The 19,174-nt window shown below is 59.4% G+C and carries 16 protein-coding genes; 11 read left to right on the top strand and 5 right to left on the bottom strand.

From position 1 onward, the window contains the following. Positions 1-64: 64 nt before the first annotated feature. The 6 genes from QRN60_RS19455 (at position 65) to QRN60_RS19430 (ending at position 6,589) form a co-directional block, all read left to right on the top strand. Entirely contained in the window at positions 65-1,510 is a 1,446-nt protein-coding gene (locus QRN60_RS19455) for an FAD-binding oxidoreductase (RefSeq protein ID WP_129564806.1), read from the top strand. Between the two features lie 117 nt (positions 1,511-1,627). Then, a complete protein-coding gene (locus QRN60_RS19450; RefSeq protein WP_284766388.1) occupies positions 1,628-2,344 on the top strand; it encodes a FadR/GntR family transcriptional regulator in 717 nt (238 codons plus the stop codon). Between the two features lie 203 nt (positions 2,345-2,547). Next, positions 2,548-3,708, top strand: a complete 1,161-nt coding sequence (locus QRN60_RS19445) for a fumarylacetoacetate hydrolase family protein (RefSeq protein ID WP_003505175.1) — start codon at positions 2,548-2,550, stop codon at positions 3,706-3,708. A gap of 21 nt (positions 3,709-3,729) precedes the next feature. Beyond that, positions 3,730-4,260 carry a TRAP transporter small permease gene (locus QRN60_RS19440; protein ID WP_003505177.1) on the top strand — a complete coding sequence of 177 codons (531 nt, stop codon included), beginning with the start codon at positions 3,730-3,732 and terminating at the stop codon, positions 4,258-4,260. A 4-nt stretch (positions 4,261-4,264) separates the two neighbouring features. Next, the gene (locus QRN60_RS19435) at positions 4,265-5,542 is read left to right on the top strand and encodes a TRAP transporter large permease (protein WP_003505178.1); all 1,278 of its coding nucleotides are present in this window, start codon (positions 4,265-4,267) and stop codon (positions 5,540-5,542) included. Between the two features lie 39 nt (positions 5,543-5,581). Then, positions 5,582-6,589 carry a TRAP transporter substrate-binding protein gene (locus QRN60_RS19430; RefSeq protein ID WP_060727351.1) on the top strand — a complete coding sequence of 336 codons (1,008 nt, stop codon included), beginning with the start codon at positions 5,582-5,584 and terminating at the stop codon, positions 6,587-6,589. 107 nt (positions 6,590-6,696) lie between these two features. Here the strand turns inward: QRN60_RS19430 and acs are convergent, their stop codons facing one another. Further along, positions 6,697-8,649, bottom strand: a complete 1,953-nt coding sequence (gene acs / locus QRN60_RS19425) for an acetate--CoA ligase (protein ID WP_111834622.1) — start codon at positions 8,647-8,649, stop codon at positions 6,697-6,699. 233 nt (positions 8,650-8,882) lie between these two features. On the opposite strand from acs, the gene QRN60_RS19420 reads away from it, so the two are divergent. Continuing rightward, the gene (locus QRN60_RS19420) at positions 8,883-9,584 is read left to right on the top strand and encodes a DUF1013 domain-containing protein (protein WP_003505184.1); all 702 of its coding nucleotides are present in this window, start codon (positions 8,883-8,885) and stop codon (positions 9,582-9,584) included. 57 nt (positions 9,585-9,641) lie between these two features. On the opposite strand, the gene QRN60_RS19415 is transcribed toward QRN60_RS19420, so the two are convergent. Next, positions 9,642-10,301: a YggS family pyridoxal phosphate-dependent enzyme gene (locus QRN60_RS19415; protein ID WP_165000608.1), complete on the bottom strand. Its 660-nt coding sequence runs from the start codon at positions 10,299-10,301 to the stop codon at positions 9,642-9,644. A gap of 193 nt (positions 10,302-10,494) precedes the next feature. On the opposite strand from QRN60_RS19415, the gene leuS reads away from it, so the two are divergent. Genes leuS through holA form a run of 3 tightly spaced genes read left to right on the top strand, consistent with a single transcriptional unit; the run spans position 10,495 to position 14,712 of the window. Then, entirely contained in the window at positions 10,495-13,125 is a 2,631-nt protein-coding gene (leuS, locus tag QRN60_RS19410; RefSeq protein WP_111791630.1) for a leucine--tRNA ligase, read from the top strand. Further along, positions 13,118-13,663: an LPS assembly lipoprotein LptE gene (locus QRN60_RS19405; RefSeq protein ID WP_003505190.1), complete on the top strand. Its 546-nt coding sequence runs from the start codon at positions 13,118-13,120 to the stop codon at positions 13,661-13,663. The genes leuS and QRN60_RS19405 overlap by 8 nt, the downstream gene beginning before the upstream one ends. A gap of 11 nt (positions 13,664-13,674) precedes the next feature. Then, positions 13,675-14,712 (top strand): DNA polymerase III subunit delta, encoded by a 1,038-nt coding sequence (gene holA, locus QRN60_RS19400; protein ID WP_003505192.1) that lies wholly within the window; start codon positions 13,675-13,677, stop codon positions 14,710-14,712. A gap of 71 nt (positions 14,713-14,783) precedes the next feature. Here holA and fdxA read toward each other — a convergent pair whose 3' ends face one another. From fdxA to QRN60_RS19385, 3 genes are all read right to left on the bottom strand, one after another. After that, positions 14,784-15,122 carry a ferredoxin FdxA gene (fdxA, locus tag QRN60_RS19395; protein WP_003505193.1) on the bottom strand — a complete coding sequence of 113 codons (339 nt, stop codon included), beginning with the start codon at positions 15,120-15,122 and terminating at the stop codon, positions 14,784-14,786. Positions 15,123-15,280: 158 nt separating this feature from the next. Beyond that, positions 15,281-15,697 (bottom strand): RNA-binding S4 domain-containing protein, encoded by a 417-nt coding sequence (locus tag QRN60_RS19390; protein ID WP_060725343.1) that lies wholly within the window; start codon positions 15,695-15,697, stop codon positions 15,281-15,283. A gap of 4 nt (positions 15,698-15,701) precedes the next feature. After that, positions 15,702-18,782, bottom strand: coding sequence for a helicase-related protein (locus QRN60_RS19385; protein WP_099085807.1), 3,081 nt, complete (start codon positions 18,780-18,782; stop codon positions 15,702-15,704). Here QRN60_RS19385 and QRN60_RS19380 point away from each other — a divergent pair. Next, the gene (locus tag QRN60_RS19380) at positions 18,781-19,128 is read left to right on the top strand and encodes a hypothetical protein (RefSeq protein WP_003505199.1); all 348 of its coding nucleotides are present in this window, start codon (positions 18,781-18,783) and stop codon (positions 19,126-19,128) included. The genes QRN60_RS19385 and QRN60_RS19380 overlap by 2 nt on opposite strands. The last annotated feature ends 46 nt before the right edge of the window (positions 19,129-19,174 follow it).

Below are 19,174 nucleotides of genomic sequence, written 5' to 3'. Positions count from 1 at the left end.
GCAAAAGCAAGGGCGAAAGACCTTTGCCCGGATATTTTAGGGCGGATTGGACGGAGAGGGTGGAATGACGATCGTGAGCGAACACGATATCGAGGAATTGCGGTTCTCGCTGAAGAACAGGCTGGGCGAGGCATTGCTGCTGACATCGCAGGAAGACATGCTGCGCTATTGCCGCGACTGGCATGGTGACGTTACCAGTTCGGCGGTAGCCGTCATCCGCCCCCGTTCGACCAAGGAAGTCTCCGATACGGTTCGCGCCTGCGCCGAACTCGGTCTCGCCATCATCCCTCAGGGCGGCAATACCGGGCTGGTACTCGGCGGCATTCCCGATGAGCCAAAGCGTCAGATCGTGCTGAGCCTCGAGCGCATGAACGCCATCCGCACCATAGACAGCGACGATTTTTCGGCTGTCGTTGAAGCCGGCTGTATTCTGTCGGAATTCAAGGATGCGGTTCAGGACAAGGGAATGTTCTTTCCGCTGTCGCTCGGCGCGCAGGGCAGCTGCCGCATCGGCGGCAACGTCTCCACCAATGCTGGCGGCATCAACGTTCTGCGTTACGGCATGACCCGCGAACTGGTGCTGGGTCTCGAAGTGGTATTGCCTGATGGCACGATCTGGAATGGCCTGTCGACGCTGCGTAAGGACAATCGTGGCATTGACCTGAAGCAGCTTTTCATCGGCGCGGAAGGAACACTCGGCATCATCACGGCCGTGTCCGTAAAGCTCTACCCCAATCCAGAACATGTCGAGACGGCACTGCTCGGCCTAAATTCGCTGGATGACGCCATCAAGCTTTATCGCCGCGCCCGCCGCGAATGCTGCGACCTGATGTCCGCCTTCGAATTCATGCCGCCCGTCGCCTTCACACTCGCAATCGAAGCAATCCCTGACCTTAAAATGCCGATCGCCGGAGATTATCCGGCCTATGTGCTGATGGAAATTTCCGGCTCGGGGCTAGTAGACACTGCCGACCTGATGGGACGGTTCCTCGAGGGCGTCATGGAAGACGGTCTGGTGCTGGACGGCGTCATCGCCTCCTCGCGAGCACAGGCGCAATCGCTGTGGCTTTTCCGCGAGGGCATGAACGAGGGTCAGGCGCTGCGCGGCAGCCATATGCGCACCGATATTTCCGTGCCGCTGTCAAAACTTGCGGCGTTCGTGGCCGAAGCAGAGGCTGAACTGGCGGAAAAACTGCCGGAATGCCTGGCGGTTTCCTATGGCCATGTCGGAGACGGCAACGTCCATCTCAACGTGCTGCCGCCAAACGGAGCAACGCCGCAGGAGCGCGAAGCCTTCATCTACAAATCGAAAACCCTCGTCAACGAAGTCCTTGACCGTTACGTCGGCAGCATCAGCGCCGAGCACGGCATCGGCCGCCTGAAACGCTCCGATTTCGAAAGCCGGCTATCTGATGTGCAGCGCCGGATGATCACTGGCCTTAAAAACACGTTCGACCCCGATTTGCGGATGAATCCCGGTTGCCAGATAACCCTGCAACCGGATAGCTAATCGAGGAACGGCAAAGGCGGCTGAAAACGCCGCCTTTGAAAACCCCGTTGACGGCGAAGGAGGAAGTCGCCTGCCGCGGGAAAAAGAACCAATCGTTTCTGTGGAACGGGAGCAACCATGACGCTGGAGTTCAATCAGATACATCGCAACGACCATCTGCCCGGCCGGATCGCCGCGGAGATCGCGCGCGAAATCAATGATTCGAAGCTCGGCCCGGGCGACAGGCTGCCGACGGAACATGTTCTGGCGAAGACCTTCGGGGTCAGCCGCTCGGTCATCCGCGAAGCGATCGCGCAATTGCGCAACGAGGGGTTTGTCGAAACCCGGCAGGGCGTGGGCGCATTCGTCACCGATCCCCGGCAGAGACTATCCATCCGCATCGAACGCTCCCGGCTGAACGACCCGGAGAATTTCCGCGATCTTTTCCAGCTTCGCATGCCTCTGGAAATAGAGGCGGCGGGTCTGGCCGCACTGCATCGCAGCCCACAGCAACTGACGCGGCTGGCGGCCGCTTTGGAAAAGATGAAAACCGCCGATGACTGGTCAACGGAAGGCGTTGCTGCCGATCTCGACTTTCACCGCATTCTGGCGGAAGCGACGCAGAACGAATATTTTCTGATGTTCCTCGGCTTCATCGCGGAACGCATCAGTTCCGCGATCAACATCGCATTCTCCCGCGCGGTTTTTGGCGAAATTCTCGAGGTGACGATCACCGAACATGTGGCAATCTATGAGGCCGTCGAGAAGGCAGACGCCGCTGCTGCCAAGAACGCCATGCGCAAGCATCTGATCGGCGCCGCAAGCCGGGTCAATCTCGAACTGGATATCTTCTGAGAGCAGCGAAAGACCACGCCGGCAAAGCTATAGGACAGGTTTACGGCTTTCCGGGAATTGAGACGCGAAAGACGACAAATTTGTCGGCAAGGCCGCTAGACTCGTAGCAAAAGTCATACTAAGAAGAATGGGATTAAGTTGTCAGACATCCAGACAATAAGACCGCAGGAGGCGGCCTGTCGGATGCTGAAGGGGAGGACTACATGACCGGCACAAGGTCCATCGACGCTACTGCAATTTTGCCTGAAGATTTCGAAAACGCGCTGCTCGTCGGCCGCGTGTGGTCGAAAAGCGAGGGCGGCCCCTGCCCCGTCCTGCTCAAGGGCGGCGTGCTTTATGACCTCACTTCGCTTTCCCCGACCATGTCCGAACTTCTGGAAAACACGGATCTGGTGGAGCGGCTCGCCGACACCGGTACATTCGTCGCACTCGGTGCGCTGGAGGCGTTTCTGGACGGTTCCGCCGGCGAACTTCTTGCCCCCAATGACATTCAGGCCGTCAAGGCTGCAGGCGTCACCTTTGCCGACAGCATGCTGGAACGGGTGATCGAAGAGCAGGCCAAGGGCGATCCGCTGCGCGCGCAGGAAATTCGCGGGCGGCTGGCCCCGGTTCTCGGCGACAATCTCAAGGGACTTGAGGCCGGCTCGGAAAAAGCCGCCGAAGTCAAGAAACTGCTCCAGGAAATGGGCCTGTGGTCGCAATATCTGGAAGTAGGTATCGGCCCCGATGCGGAGATCTTCTCCAAGGCGCAGGCCATGGCCTCGGTGGGCTGCGGCGCCCTGATCGGCGTTCACCCGAAATCGCAGTGGAACAACCCGGAACCGGAAGTGGTGCTGGCCATTACCTCCGATGGCCGCATCATCGGCGCAACGCTTGGCAACGACGTCAACCTGCGCGATTTCGAAGGCCGTTCCGCCCTGCTGCTCAGCAAGGCCAAGGACAACAACGCCTCCTGCGCGATCGGTCCTTTCATCCGCCTGTTCGACGGCAACTTCACCATTGAAGATGTGAAGAAGTCGCAGATCTCGCTTCTGGTCGAAGGCGAAGACGGTTTCACCATGACGGGCGCCAGCCCCATGGAGGCGATCAGCCGCACGCCGGAAAACCTTGCGTCGCAGCTTTTGAACCGCAACCATCAATATCCTGACGGTGCCGTCTTTTTCCTTGGCACGATGTTCGCGCCGGTAAAGGACCGCCATGGACCAGGTCTCGGTTTCACCCATTCAAAGGGGGACCGTGTCGAAATCTCCACGCCCAAGCTCGGTAAGCTGATCAACTGGGTCACGACGACTGACGAATGCCCGGAATGGACATTCGGCACCGCGGCCCTGATGCGCAACCTGGCGAAACGAGGGCTGCTCTAGATATTTCTTCGGGAGGGGAAAATGCAAAAGACCATCAATCTCTTTTACCGGATTCTCGAAATCATTCTCGTCCTGCTGCTCGCCGGCATGTCGATCATGGTCTTCGTCAACGTCGTCATGCGTTACTCGATGAATTCCGGCATCAACGTCTCGGAAGAACTGTCGCGCTATTTCTTCGTGTGGCTGACCTTCCTCGGCGCCGTGCTCACCTTCCGTGAGAACAGCCACATGGGCATTGAAACGCTGGTGATGTTCCTGTCGCGCCGTGCCCGCATCGTCTGCATGATCGCGTCGAACATCATCATTCTGGCCTGTTCCGCCATCTTCTTCTGGGGAACCTGGAAGCAGTCAGGCATCAACGCCAGCATGCATGCCCCCGTCACCAAGCTTTCGATGATCTGGGTCTATGGCATCGGCATGTTCACCGGCGGCCTGATGTTCATCATCGCGCTGGAACGCCTCTACCGTCTTTTGACGGGCCGCGTGACAGAGGACGAAATCGCCCAGTTTGCGGGCGAGAACCTGACGATCGAACAGCTTTCGGAGCGCTGATACCATGACACTTCTCGTTTTTGTCGGCTCTCTCCTGGGAGCCATGGCGATTGGCGTTCCCGTCGCTTTCTCGCTGATGTTCTGCGGCGTCGTGCTCATGTGGTACATGGGCATGTTCAACACTGCGATCATCGCCCAGAACATGATTTCGGGCGCGGATACCTTCACGCTGCTGGCCATCCCGTTCTTCATTCTGGCTGGCGAATTGATGAATTCGGGCGGCCTGTCGCGCCGCATCATTGATTTCGCCATCGCCTGCGTTGGTCATATCAGGGGCGGTCTCGGCATCGTTGCCATCGTGGCGGCCATCATCATGGCCAGCATCTCGGGTTCGGCGGCAGCCGATACCGCAGCCCTTGCCGCAATCCTCATCCCGATGATGGCGAAGGCCGGTTACAATATTCCGCGCTCCGGCGGCCTCATCGCTGCAGGTGGCATCATCGCACCGGTGATCCCCCCGTCCATGGCCTTCATCGTTTTCGGCGTCGCCGCAAACGTCTCGATCACCCAGCTCTTCCTGGCAGGTATCGTTCCCGGCATTCTGATGGGCATTTCGCTGATCGTCGCCTGGCTGATCGTCGTTCGCAAGGATGACATCAAGCCGCTGCCGAGAACCACAGCCAAGGAACGTCTCGTCGCAACCGCCCGCGCCGGCTGGGCGCTCGGCATGCCCGTCATCATCCTCGGCGGCATCAAGGCCGGCATCATGACACCGACGGAGGCCGCCGTCGTCGCTGCCGCTTACGCGCTGTTCGTCGGCATGGTGATTTACCGCGAACTGAAGCCGGCGGACCTGTTCCACGTGCTTCTGCGCGCCGCCAAGAGCACCTCGATCATCATGTTCCTCGTCTGCGCTGCACTCGTCTCCGCGTGGCTCATCACGGCGGCGAACATTCCGAACGAAGTCGCAGGCTATATCGAGCCGCTGATCGACCGTCCGATGCTTCTGATGATCGTCATCATGGTGCTGGTCTTCATCGTCGGAACCGCGCTCGACCTGACCCCGACCATCCTGATCCTGACGCCTGTTCTGATGCCCATCATCAAGCAGGCAGGCATCGACCCGGTCTATTTCGGTGTACTCTTCATCATCAACAACGCCATCGGCCTGATTACCCCTCCGGTTGGCGTCGTGCTGAACGTCGTCAGCGGTGTCGGCCGCATCCCGCTCGGCAAGGTCACAATCGGCGTCTGGCCGTTCCTCGTTGCCGAAACCATCGTGCTGGCGCTGCTGGTGATATTCCCTGACATCGTCATGGTTCCGCTGCAGTACCTTCGTTAATCGATACTTTTTCTCGACCACAATCCAAGGGAGGATATTATGAGAAAGCTTCTTCTGACCACTACAGCGATTGCCTTCGCCGTTGGCGCCGCTGCCCCGGCAATGGCCGAATTCAACAGCCGTAACATCCGCGTTTCGAACGGCATCAACCAGGACCACCCGGTTGGCAACGGCATCAAGGCCATGCAGGCCTGCCTCGATGACAAATCCGGCGGCAAGCTGAAGCTCACGGCATTCTGGGGCGGCGCGCTTGGCGGCGACCTTCAGGCAACGCAGGCCCTGCGCTCCGGCGTTCAGGAAGCTGTCGTAACCTCGTCCTCGCCGCTCGTCGGCCTCATCCCGTCGCTCGGCGTCTTCGACCTGCCGTTCCTCTTTGCGAACGACAAGGAAGCCGATGCCGTCATGGACGGCGCCTTCGGCGACATGATGAACAAGAAGCTGGAAGAGCAGGGTCTCGTAAATCTCGCCTACTGGGAAAACGGTTTCCGCAACCTGTCCAACTCCAAGCATGCCGTGAACAAGTGGGAAGATTTCTCGGGCCTCAAGGTCCGCGTGATGCAGAACAACATCTTCCTCGACACCTTCCAGAACCTCGGCGCCAACGCAACGCCGATGGCCTTCGGCGAGGTGTTCTCGGCGCTTGAAACCAACGCGATCGACGCACAGGAAAACCCCTATGTGACGATCGACACCTCCAAGTTCTACGAGGTGCAGAAGTACATCACCGAGACGAACCACGCCTATACGCCGTTCCTCTTCCTCTTCTCCAAGCCGATCTTCGACAGCTACACGCCCGAAGAGCAGACGGCCCTGCGTGAATGCGCAGTCGTCGGCCGTGACGAAGAACGCAAGGTCATCCGCGAACTGAACCAGAAGTCGCTGGAAAAGATCAAGGCTGCCGGTCTCGAAGTGAACACGCTGTCTCCGGAAGAGCAGACCCGTATTCGCGAAAAGTCGATGGTCGTTTACGAAAAGCACAAGGCTGAAATCGGCGCTGACGTCGTTGACGCCGTTCTGGCGGACCTGAAGAAGATCCGCGGCCAGTAATCCTTACCGGATAAAATTGAAAACACCCGGAGGTTCCACCTCCGGGTGTTTTTGTTTGTGAAAATGGCCGACAGAAAAAAGGCTGCCGAAGCAGCCTTTTCAAAAGATCACGCCGTGCGGTTCTGCCGGTTGGCGATGAGGTCTTCGACCACCGCCGGATCGGCGAGCGTCGATGTATCCCCCAGCGCACCAAAGTCGTCCTCGGCGATCTTGCGCAGGATACGCCGCATGATCTTGCCGGAACGGGTCTTGGGCAGGCCCGGCGCGAACTGGATCTTGTCAGGTGTCGCAACCGGCCCGATCTCGTTGCGCACGTGTTTCACCAGCTCCTCGCGCAGCGCATAGTCGCCATTCTGGCCCGCCATCAACGTGACATAACAATAAATGCCCTGTCCCTTGATGGGATGCGGATAACCGACCACGGCCGCTTCCGAAACCTGATGATGCGACACCAGCGCCGATTCCACTTCGGCCGTGCCAAGGCGATGACCGGAAACGTTCAGCACGTCATCGACGCGGCCGGTGATCCAGTAATAACCGTCCTCATCACGACGGCAGCCGTCACCGGTGAAGTATTTGCCCTTGTAGGTCGAGAAATACGTATCGATGAAGCGCTGATGATCGCCATAGACGGAGCGCGACTGGCCCGGCCAGCTGTCGATGATGCAGAGATTGCCGTCAGCCGGCCCTTCCAGCACGTTGCCTTCGGCATCGACAAGTTGCGGCTGCACGCCGAAGAACGGCCTCGTCGCCGAGCCAGGTTTCAGATCGGTCGCACCGGGCAGCGGCGAGATGAGAATGCCGCCGGTCTCCGTCTGCCACCAGGTGTCGACGATCGGGCTCTTGTCTTCGCCGACCACATGGTAATACCACTCCCATGCTTCCGGGTTGATCGGCTCACCCACCGTGCCGAGAAGACGGATGCTGGAGCGCGACGAGCGCTGAACGAACTGGTCGCCCGCCCCCATCAGCGATCTGAGCGCCGTCGGCGCCGTGTAGAAGATATTGACCTTGTGCTTGTCGATGACTTCCCAGAACCGGCCCTGATCGGGGAAGTTGGGAACGCCTTCGAACATCAGCGTCGTCGCGCAATTCGCAAGCGGCCCATAGACAATATAAGAGTGTCCGGTGACCCAGCCGACATCGGCGGTACACCAAAAGACCTCTCCATCCTTGTAGTCGAAGACATATTCATGTGTCATCGACGTATAGACGAGATAACCGCCAGTCGTGTGCAGCACGCCCTTCGGCTTGCCGGTAGAGCCGGAGGTATAAAGGATGAACAGCGGGTCTTCAGCGCGCATCTTCACCGGCGGGCAATCCGGCTTAACGGTGGCGATTTCCTGATGGTACCAGATGTCGCGGCCGGGAGCCCAGCCGGTCTTGCCGCCGGTGCGGCGCACCACCAGAACCTTGTTGACGATGACATATTGCTTGGCGGCGATATCGATCGCCTTGTCGGTGTTTTCCTTGAGCGGGATAGGCTTGCCGCCGCGCACGCCCTCATCGCAGGTGATGACGAAGGTGGACTGGCAATCGACGATGCGGCCCGCCAGCGCTTCGGGCGAAAAGCCGCCAAAGACGACCGAATGGATGGCGCCGATGCGGGCGCAGGCGAGCATCGCATAAGCCGCTTCGGGTATCATCGGCATATAGATGGTGACGCGGTCACCCTTCTTGACGCCGTGCTTCTTCAGCACATTCGCCAGACGGCAGACATAATCATAGAGCTGGTTATAGGTGATCTTCTTGTCGATATAGGGATTGTCGCCTTCCCAGATGATCGCCGTGCGCTCGCCATGCGTCTTCAGGTGACGGTCGATACAGTTATAGGAGACGTTGGTCAGGCCGTCCTCGAACCACCTGATCGGCACCCTACCCTTGAAGGACGTATTCTTGACCTTGGTATAGGGCTTGAACCAGTCGATCCGCCGGCCGTGCTTGTCCCAGAACTTTTCCGGATCCTCGACGCTCTCCTGATACCATTTCTGGTAACGCTCATTGTCGATGAGCGTGCGGGCCTTCGCCGATTTGAGAACCGGGTAGATTTTGGCAGACATGAACTCCTCCTGGAACCAGATATGGCTAGATATGCGTGACCTTGAGACTCCCACCTCAGGCATGTGTTGAATTCATAGCAGTTCAAATGCGCACGGCAATTAGACAAAGGTCATTTGTTTCGCAAAGAATTGCAATTATGATGCAATCCGGTTATAGAGCGCCAATATCCCGGAAATCAGTGGTTGATACCACGCCCGCGACACCGGCGCGGACGGACAGAAGGACTGTATCTATGGCTCAACAATTGCTCATGCCAAAAGCTACGGCTGTATGGCTGGTTGACAACACCGCGCTGTCGTTCGATCAGATCGCCACGTTCTGCAAACTGCATCCGCTTGAAGTCAAGGCAATTGCCGACGGTGAAGCCGCGCAGGGCATCAAGGGCCTCGATCCGATCGCAACCGGACAGCTTTCCCGCGACGAAATCGCCCGCGCCGAAGCCAATCCGAACCATAAGCTGAAGCTTTCCGAGCCGAAGGTCCGCGTGCCGGAATCCAAGCGCCGTGGCCCGCGCTACACGCCGGTTTCCAAGCGTCAGGACCGTCCGAACGCCATTCTCTGGCTCGTTCGCAACCACCCGGAACTGAAGGATGCGCAGATTTCGCGTCTCGTCGGCACCACGAAATCGACGATCGAGCAGATTCGCGACCGTACCCACTGGAACTCGGCAAACCTGACGCCGATGGATCCGGTAACGCTCGGCCTCTGCAGCCAGATCGACCTCGACCTTGAAGTCGAACGCGCCTCGCGCGGCCGCCCGCTGCCGACAGCCGAAGAGCTGGACAACACGCTGCAGCCGGCAACCGTGACGGAAGGTCTGGATTACAACCTCCAGCGCGAAGAAGACGAACAGATCGACGCCGATGCGGTCTTCAAGAAGCTCTCCTCGCTGAAATCCACGCAGAAGGACGAAGACGAGGACGATCAGTACTGATCGACGTTCTCGAATACTTGAAACCCGGCCTCAGCGCCGGGTTTTTTGTTTATGGCCTTATCGCCTACCGAAGATGGCAGAACCCACACGCACACTGGTCGCGCCGAATTCGACGGCGGTTTCGAAATCGCCGGACATGCCCATGGAAAGCTTCTCCAGGCCGCACTCCCTGGCAAGCTTCGCCAGCAGCGCAAAATGCGGGCCGGGATTTTCATCGGCCGGCGGAATGCACATCAATCCCTCGACCTGCAATTTCAGCTCATCCCGGCAAAAGGCCACGAAAGCAACTGTCTCACGCGGATCGATGCCCGCCTTTTGCGGCTCAAGCCCGGTATTGACCTGAACATAAAACCGAAGGCTGCGGCCCTGCTTGCCGCATTCCTCGGCAAGCGCGCGGGCGATCTTTTCGCGGTCGACGCTCTCGACGACATCAAACAGCGCCACGGCATCCGCCGCCTTGTTGGATTGCAACGGGCCGATCAGACGCAACTCTATGGCGTCAGTCTTCGCTTTCAGCGCCGGCCACTTGCCCTGCGCTTCCTGCACACGGTTTTCGCCGAATACGCGCTGGCCGGCATCGATGACCGGCTGGATCACCTCCGCATCAAAGGTCTTAGAGACCGCGACGAGGGCAACATCCGCAGGCTTGCGGCCGGATTTTTCCGCGACATCACCAATGCGTTGCCTGACATCTTCAAGACGTGCTTCGATTTCCATCACAAGACCTTCATTTGAACCATTCGCAACGCTAACTAGACGCCGATTGCCTTGATGCCAAGCGGGTTTAGCACCATTTGAGGCACGCTGGCCAAGATTGAACGCCCGAATGCCCCGCCAAACTTGACGCCCCGGTCGTTTCATGGTGAAGGTCAGCGCAAATTTTTCCCCTCGATACCCGGAATTCTAAACAATGGCCATCGAACGTTACAATCCTCGCGACGCCGAGCCGCGCTGGCAGCAGAAATGGAACGAAGACAAGGTTTTCGTCACCGACAACAGCGATCCGCGTGAGAAGTATTACGTTCTAGAGATGTTTCCCTATCCGTCGGGACGCATCCATATGGGCCATGTCCGCAACTACGCCATGGGCGACGTCGTCGCCCGCTACAAGCGTGCCCGTGGTTTCAACGTCCTGCATCCGATGGGCTGGGACGCCTTCGGCATGCCTGCCGAAAATGCCGCCATGCAGAACAAGGTTCATCCGAAGGACTGGACCTACCAGAACATCGCGACCATGCGCGGCCAGCTGAAATCCATGGGCCTGTCGCTGGACTGGACCCGCGAATTCGCCACCTGTGACGTGGAATATTACCATCGCCAGCAGGCGCTGTTCGTCGATTTCATGGAAAAAGGTCTGGTCTATCGCAAGCAGTCCAAGGTCAACTGGGATCCGGTCGACCACACCGTGCTGGCCAATGAGCAGGTGATCGACGGCCGCGGCTGGCGCTCCGGCGCGCTGGTGGAACAGCGCGAACTGACGCAATGGTTCTTCCGCATCACCGATTTCAGCCAGGACCTGCTGGACGAGCTGGATACGCTGGATCAATGGCCGGAAAAAGTGCGCCTGATGCAGAAGAACTGGATCGGTCGTTCCGAGGGGTTGTCGCTGCGCTGGCAAACCGTTGCTGACACGGCGCCGGAAGATTTCTCCGACATCACCGTCTATACGACGCGCCCGGACACGCTGTTCGGCGCATCCTTCCTGGCGATCGCCGCCGACCATCCGCTGGCGCGGGAACTGTCTGCGCAGAATCCTGCGATTGCCGAGTTCTGCGACGAATGCCGCCGCCATGGCACCTCCTTGGCAGCGCTGGAAACGGCGGAAAAGAAGGGTATCGATACCGGCGTCAAGGTCGTGCACCCGCTGGACCCGACATGGGAACTGCCGGTCTATGTCGCCAACTTCGTATTGATGGACTATGGCACCGGCGCGATCTTCGGCTGCCCCTCCGGCGACCAGCGCGATCTGGATTTCGCCCGCAAATACGGCCTGCCGGTCGTCGCCGTCGTCGCACCGGAAGGTCCGGATGCCGCAAGCTTCACCATCGAAGACACCGCCTTCACCGATGATGGCGTGATGATCAATTCCGGCTTCCTGAACGGCATGAATACGACGGACGCTTTTGAGGCGGTCGTGCAGAAGCTCTCTGCTGAGATGCTGGGCAACACGCCGCAGGCCGAGCGCAAGGTCAATTTCCGCCTGCGCGACTGGGGCATTTCCCGCCAGCGTTACTGGGGTTGCCCTATCCCGGTCATCCATTGCGAAGTCTGCGGCGTGGTGCCGGTTCCGAAAAAGGATCTGCCGGTCAAACTGCCCGACGACGTGACTTTCGATGTGCCCGGCAACCCGCTGGACCGGCATCCCACATGGCGCCATGTCTCCTGCCCGCAATGCGGCCATGACGCACGCCGCGAAACGGATACGATGGATACATTCGTCGATTCCAGCTGGTATTACACGCGCTTCACCGCGCCGTGGGAAGACGCACCGACCGACCCGAAGGTCGCCAATCACTGGCTGCCGGTGGATCAATATATCGGCGGTATAGAGCATGCCATCCTGCACCTGCTCTATTCGCGCTTCTTCACCCGTGCGATGCGCGAAACAGGGCATGTGGATGTCAAGGAACCCTTCAAGGGCTTGTTCACCCAGGGCATGGTGGTCCACGAGACTTACAGCCGCGGTGAAGGCACAACGCGTGAATGGGTGCCGCCTGCCGAACTGCGGATCGAGGAAAACGACGGCGCGCGCCGCGCCTTCCTGCTCTCTTCCGGCGAAGAGGTGAAGATCGGCTCCATCGAGAAGATGTCGAAGTCTAAGAAGAACGTGGTCGACCCTGACGATATCATCGCATCCTACGGGGCGGATACCGCACGCTTCTTCGTTCTCTCGGATTCGCCACCTGATCGCGACGTCATCTGGTCTGAAGCCGGTGTGGAAGGTGCAAACCGATTCGTTCAGCGCGTCTGGCGCATCATTGGCGAAGCAGCCGAACAGTTGAAGGGCGTGAAACCGAAGCCGGCAACCGAAGGCGAAGGGCTGGCAGCCTCCAAGGCGGCCCACAAGACACTGAAGGCTGTCCAGGAAGATCTGGACAAGCTCGCCTTCAACAAGGCCATCGCCCGCATCTACGAACTGGTCAATGCGCTGGCCGGTCCGCTCGCCGATGTTGCTTCTGGCGGCAAGCCTGACGACGTCAAGGCAGCGGCGCGCGACGCCGTCGAAATCCTCATCCGCATCATTGCCCCGATGACACCGCATCTGGCGGAAGAATGCTGGTCGGCGCTGGGCAATACGGGCCTCGTGGCCCAGACACCATGGCCAAGCTTCGTCGCTTCGCTGGTCGAGGAAAACGACGTGGTCATGCCCGTGCAGGTCAATGGCAAGAAGCGTGGCGAATTGACAATCGCGCGCGATGCGGATCAAGATGCGGTCCGAACGGCCGCCCTTGCGCTGGATGCCGTCAAATCGATTCTTGCCGGTGGCGAGCCCAAAAAAGTCATCGTGGTTCCGCAGAGGATTGTGAACATTGTTGTCTGACGTTTTTTCAAGATGGAGCCGCGTCGCGGCAGCGATTTCCGTCGTGACGATGGCTGGTCTTCTGGCAGGATGCCAGGTGCGCCCGCTTTATGGCGAGGCTTCCGGAACGAAGGAGAGGCTGGCGGCTGTCAGCGTCTCCGAGACCGGTGGCAGAGTCGGGCAGGAAGTCCGCAATCAGCTGATCTTTCTGATGGCCGGCGGCGCGGGCCAACCGGCCACGGCGCAATATAACGTCAAAGTTTTTGTAAGCTCGAGCGCCACGTCAACGGAAGTGCAGAACTACGACCTGACGACCCGCGCGAACAACAATTACGACGGCCCCTATCCCGGCCGTGTCGTGATGAGCGGTCAATATGTGCTGACGCGCGTTTCCGACGGTCAGATTCTGCGCTCTGCACGCCGCAGCGTGACGGCGCAGGTGGACTTGCCGCAGCAGGAATTCGCCAAGATCCGTGCAACTCGCGACGCCGAGAATCGTGCCGCCCGGGAACTGGCTGAAATCATCCGCACCGATATCGCCGCCACACTCGGCCGCTGAGAGCGGCGGCCGTGACGGAGATAAAGTCCCATGAATTCGAGCGCTTCGCCGAAAATCCGGCGGAGCGCTTTCGCGTTTTCGTGCTCTACGGCCCGGATCGCGGCCTCGTATCGGAACGGGCGACCCTCATCGCCAAAAAGACCGGCATCGATCCCGACGACGCTTTCGCATCGCTAAAGCTGACCGCATCCGATCTGCAGGGCGACCCTGGCCGCCTGCTCGATGAAGTGAACGCCATCGGTCTTTTCGGCGGTGAAAAACTCGTCTGGGTCAAAGGTGCCTCCGCCGAAAAGGCGCTGGTGGATGCCCTCCAGATTCTGGCGGAAACGCCGCCGGAAGCGAGCTTCCTGATCATCGAAGCGGGCGATGTCAAAAAAGGTACCGGACTGCGCAAGATCGCGGAGCCTGCGCGCTCCATCGCCGCGATCCCCTGTTATGCCGACGATGCCCGCTCGCTGAATGCACTGATCGATCAGGAACTATCCGCAGACAATCTCCGCATCGCGCCTGCTGCGCGGCAGAGGCTGATAGAATCGCTCGGCGGCGACCGTATCGCTTCGCGCAATGAAATCCGTAAGCTCGCGCTCTATTGCCGTGGCGCGGACGTGGTCGAAGAAGACGACGTTCTCTCCATTATCGGCGATGCCAGCACGGTCTCCGCCGACGATGCCGTTGACGCCATCCTGAAAGGCGACAGAAACGCCTTTTTCCATGCGACGCAGAAGATCGTCTCTTCGAAGACGCCGATCTTCCTTGTGCTCCAGGGATGCCTCAAGCAATTCCAGCTGCTCGACCAGATGCGGGCCGAAATGGATGAGAAAAAACTGCAGGCCGGCCAGGTCATGCAGACGCTTGGACGCCACATCCACTTCCGCAGAAAACCCGTCATCGAAAGAGCGCTGCGAACTTGGCAGCCAGCGGCGATTGCCCGCGAGATGAACCGTCTGCAGGCCGCCATCCTGCAAAGCCGCCAGCGGCAAAGCCTGGAGGAAAGCGTGGCCCTTCTGACATTGCTCTCCACCACGCTGCAGTCCGGCCGCGGCGGATAAACAAAAAGCCCTCGTGCTGGGTGCAACGAGGGCTTTTCAAATATTTGTACAGGACCTTCGTAAATCCGAGGTCAGTCGCCCTTGCCGGGCTCGGCAGAGAAATAAAGCTCCAGCTTGCCTTCAACGCCGTCCATTTCCTTGGCTTCCGCCATCGGGTCACGCTTGATCGTGATGTTCGGCCAGATTGCAGCATATTCGGCATTGAGCTTCAGCCACTTGTCGAGACCCGGTTCCGTATCGGGCTTGATAGCCTCGGCGGGACATTCCGGTTCGCACACACCACAATCGATGCATTCATCGGGATTGATCGCGAGGAAATTTTCACCCTCGTAAAAGCAGTCGACGGGGCAGACCTCAACGCAATCGGTATATTTGCAGCGGATGCAATTGTCGGTCACGACATATGTCATGATGAACTCCAGAATATGCAGGCCGGGTCTTTGGGCTTCGGAACACAAGCCGTCGCCCGGAATTCAGACAGGGCAATTTCGCAAGTGACGTAATGCCTTTGACTACAGATAGCAAGGATAAACAATTCTGAAAAACGGGTGCGACTTGGAGGTTTATTCTAATCTTTGCTTCCGTCGCTATCAGACAGAAACCTGTCGAGCGCCCTGCGCTCTTTTTTAGTCGGACGCCCGCTGCCCGGCTGGCGCAACGCCTGCTCGAGAGGCGTCAGCCTGTCGGAAGGTTCGCGTGGCGGTGTCTGGTCGTCATAGAGAAGTCTGGCTTCCTCATAGGGCCCACGCCGTGTTCCGCCGGACTTGACGACAAGCACCTTGTCCATGCGCTCGAAACCGATATCGAGCCTGTCACCCGCCTTCACCGCATGGCTGGGCTGGCGGATGGTAACCCCGTTGACCTTGACGTGGCCCGACTGAATGTAGCCTTGGGCAAGCGAACGGGACTTGGCCATACGGGCAAAGAACAGCCACTTGTCCAGACGCTGACGCGTGCCTTCCAGTGGCTGTTCGCTGCTTCCCATAGGCTTACTTCTTCAGCTGCTCCTTGAGAGCAGCGAGCTTTGCGAAAGGTGAATCCGGATCGAGCGGCTTCTCCTTGCGCGGCGGCTTGGCTTCGAAGCGCTGCTGCCCCTGCGGCTTTCCGCCACGGTCATTGCGTTCCGGCCGGTCCTTGCGCTCCCCGCGATCATGACGATCATTGTTGCGGTTGTTGCCACGGTCGGGACGTCCGCCATCACGCTTGCGCTCGCCGTCGCCACTGCGATTTGCAGCTTCGCGGTTTGCACCGTCACGATTGTCGCGACGGCCTTCACCGCGACGCTCGCCCTGTTCGCGGGCTCCCTCACCACGGCCTTGACCGCGATTGCCGGGACGGCGGCTTTCGCCACGCTGATTTTCGTTGCGACCACCCGGACGCCACAGAAGGACGGGCTTGGGCTCGGTTGCATCGGCGCTTTCCGGTGCAGCCTCGGCTGCAGCAGCCTCTTCGCTGGCAACTTCCGCAACCGGCGCCTCGGCAGCTTCGCCTTCCGCAACAGTCGCCGTTTCGGACACCTGCTCTTCGGAAGCCGGCTCGTGCTCCTCGGTCTCGATGTTTTCCTCTTCTGCCGTCGCCGCTTCTGCAGCAACCGGGGCAGAGGCACCGGCGTGACTGGCGAGGAAGGCCTGCGCGTCTTCCGCCGTCACCTGGTCGGCTCGGTAACCAAGGCCCTTCAGAATTTCTTCCATGTCGTCGAGCGTCGCGCCGAGAATGGAAAGCATGGCCGTCGTGGTCGTGAAACGGCGACCGTCATAGGCGCCTTCCGGACGCGGCTGCTGGCCGGGCTTCCACTGCAGGAGCGGACGGATGAGATCAGCCAGACGCTCGAGAATGTCGATACGCACGGCGCGCTTTCCGAGGAAACGGAAACCGGCGAGCTTATAGAACATGCGCTCGAAGCTGGCATCGGTGACAACCGATGTACGGCCGGCGGCAAGCACCGGAATGAGATCGCCGTAACCCGGCTTGCCAAGGCCATCATTCTTCAAAGCCCAGAGCAGCGTGACGAGCTCCGCCGGAGCGGGCTTGAGAAGCGCGGGCAGGAAAACATGGTAGGCGCCGAAACGCACGCCGTAACGGCGCATGGAGGCGCGCGCGTCCTGGTCGAGAGACTTCACGTCTTCGGCAACGTCGCGGCGGAACAGCACGCCAAGATTTTCGACCAGCTGGAACGCCAGGCCCTTCGCCAGACCCTGAAGGTCTTCGGCGCGGGAAATATCGTCCAGCGGCTTCAGCACGGTCGCAATCTGATGATTGACGAAACGCTCGACGCGCGCCAGCGCGTGATCACGGGCATTGCCGCTCAACTGCTCGTCGGCAAGCAGGATCACCCGCGGCTTCATGATGTTGTCGCCGGCCGAAAGGCGGGCTACCGGCTCGCCCAACCAGCGAACCAGACCATCGGAGCTCAAAGCGAGATCGCCGTTTCCACTGGCATGCAGACGCGCAGCACGCGCCTCGTATTCGAGCGCGAGCGCCTTCTGCGCCGCAGCCTGCACGGCCTTCTGATCCGGCCCTTCCATTCCCGGCACCGGCGTGAACCGGAACCCGGCCAACTGGCCGACGTGATGTCCTTCTACAAAGACATCACCATTTACACTGATTTCAGCTTCAAGCATCGCATTCTCTCTCAGGCGCCTCATGAGCACAGATGTCCTGCGATCAACAAAGCGTTTCGTCAACCTTTCATGTAGCGCATCGGACAATCGATCCTCGATTTCCCGAGTCTTTTCTTGCCAGTGTGTCGGATCGGCAAGCCATCCTGGGCGGTTCGATACATAAGTCCATGTTCTGATCTGCGCAATCCTTGCAGACAAGGTATCGATCTCTCCATCCGTCCGGTCGGCGCGGCGCACCTGCTCGGCCATGAAATCCTCATTCACCGCCCCCCGTTTGACGAGGTCGAAATAGAGCGTGGAGATCAGGTCGGCATGCTGTGCGGGGGCGATGCGGCGATAATCGGGCAGCGCGCAGGCCTCCCAGAGCTTTTCCACCCGCGAATCGGTGGTCGTCACATCAATGATCTCAGGATAACGCGACAGATATTCCAGCGCCTGCTGGTCAATTGCCGGCAGAGCGCGCGAAAGTCCCTGGATCGCCGGTGCGGCGTCGAGGCTCAGGCGCAGATTGGCGATGGAGGAAAAATCGAAATTTTTCGTCCGCCATTGCAGCACCTTCACCGCGTCGAACTGATGGGTTTCGATCCGCTCCACCAATTCGTCATCGAACGGATCGACACGCCCCGTCACACCGAATGTACCGTCGCGAAGGTGGCGACCGGCGCGGCCGGCAATCTGGCCGATCTCGCCGGGATTGAGATTGCGGAACTGATAACCGTCGAATTTGCGGTCCTGTGCGAAGGCGACATGATCGACATCGAGGTTGAGACCCATGCCGATGGCGTCCGTCGCGACAAGATATTCGACATCGCCGGACTGGTAGAGACCCACCTGCGCATTGCGCGTGCGTGGCGAAAGCGCACCCAGCACCACGGCTGCGCCACCGCGCTGGCGGCGCACCAGTTCGGCAATGGCATAGACCTCATCGGCGGAAAAAGCGACGATCGCCGTGCGCTGTGGCAGACGGGTTATCTTCTTCTGACCCGCATAAAAAAGCTGCGACAGGCGCGGACGTTCCACCACGGTAATTCCGGGCAGCAGCTTTTCGAGGATAGGGCGCATCGTGCCCGCGCCGAGCAGCAGCGTTTCCTCCCGCCCGCGCAGATGCAGCACCCGGTCGGTGAAGATATGCCCGCGCTCGAGATCACCCGCCAGCTGCACCTCGTCGATCGCGACGAAGGCGGCCGTCGTCTCGCGCGGCATGGCTTCAACCGTGCAGACGGAATATTTGGCTTTGGGAGGTGAAATCTTTTCTTCGCCGGTAATCAGCGCCACATTCGGCGCCCCAACCTTTTCAACGAGGCGGGTATAGACCTCCCGCGCCAGAAGACGCAGCGGTAGGCCGATGACACCGCTGCCATGCGCGACCATCCGCTCGATCGCGTAATGGGTCTTGCCGGTATTGGTGGGGCCGAGAACGGCCGTGACACCGCGGCCGCTCAGGATCATGGGGCGAAAATTCAACGTACTATCCGCGAATCGACTTCATCTGCTTGCCGTGCCGCTCACCATTGCTGATGCGGGCCGCACGCACCACACATGGCAACGCCCGCTGACAAAGGCAATAGGCCTTGCCCGCAAAGTGGCGCAAGGCGACCGATCCACGGAATTTTCCGTGCAGATTCAGCAAGTTGAAGAAACAAAAAGAATCCGGCGAAAATCGAATCGATTCGGCTACGGAACAGTCTGCGAACGAATCGAATACGAATCGCTGACTCCGCATGATTCAGCTTTTGTTCTCCGCAATATCTGGTTGGCGAGCGCGCAGACCATACCAGATTATGAATCCGGATAAGTCCTTGGCCGGATTCATCTTTACGGAAGGGCCTCGGGGCAGAAAA

It is taken from the genome of Agrobacterium sp. CFBP2214 (assembly GCF_030209895.1).
GTDB classification, from domain to species: Bacteria; Pseudomonadota; Alphaproteobacteria; order Rhizobiales; family Rhizobiaceae; genus Agrobacterium; species Agrobacterium radiobacter.
Note: the sequence above shows the minus strand (reverse complement) of the source record. Positions and strands in the feature narration are given on the sequence as shown.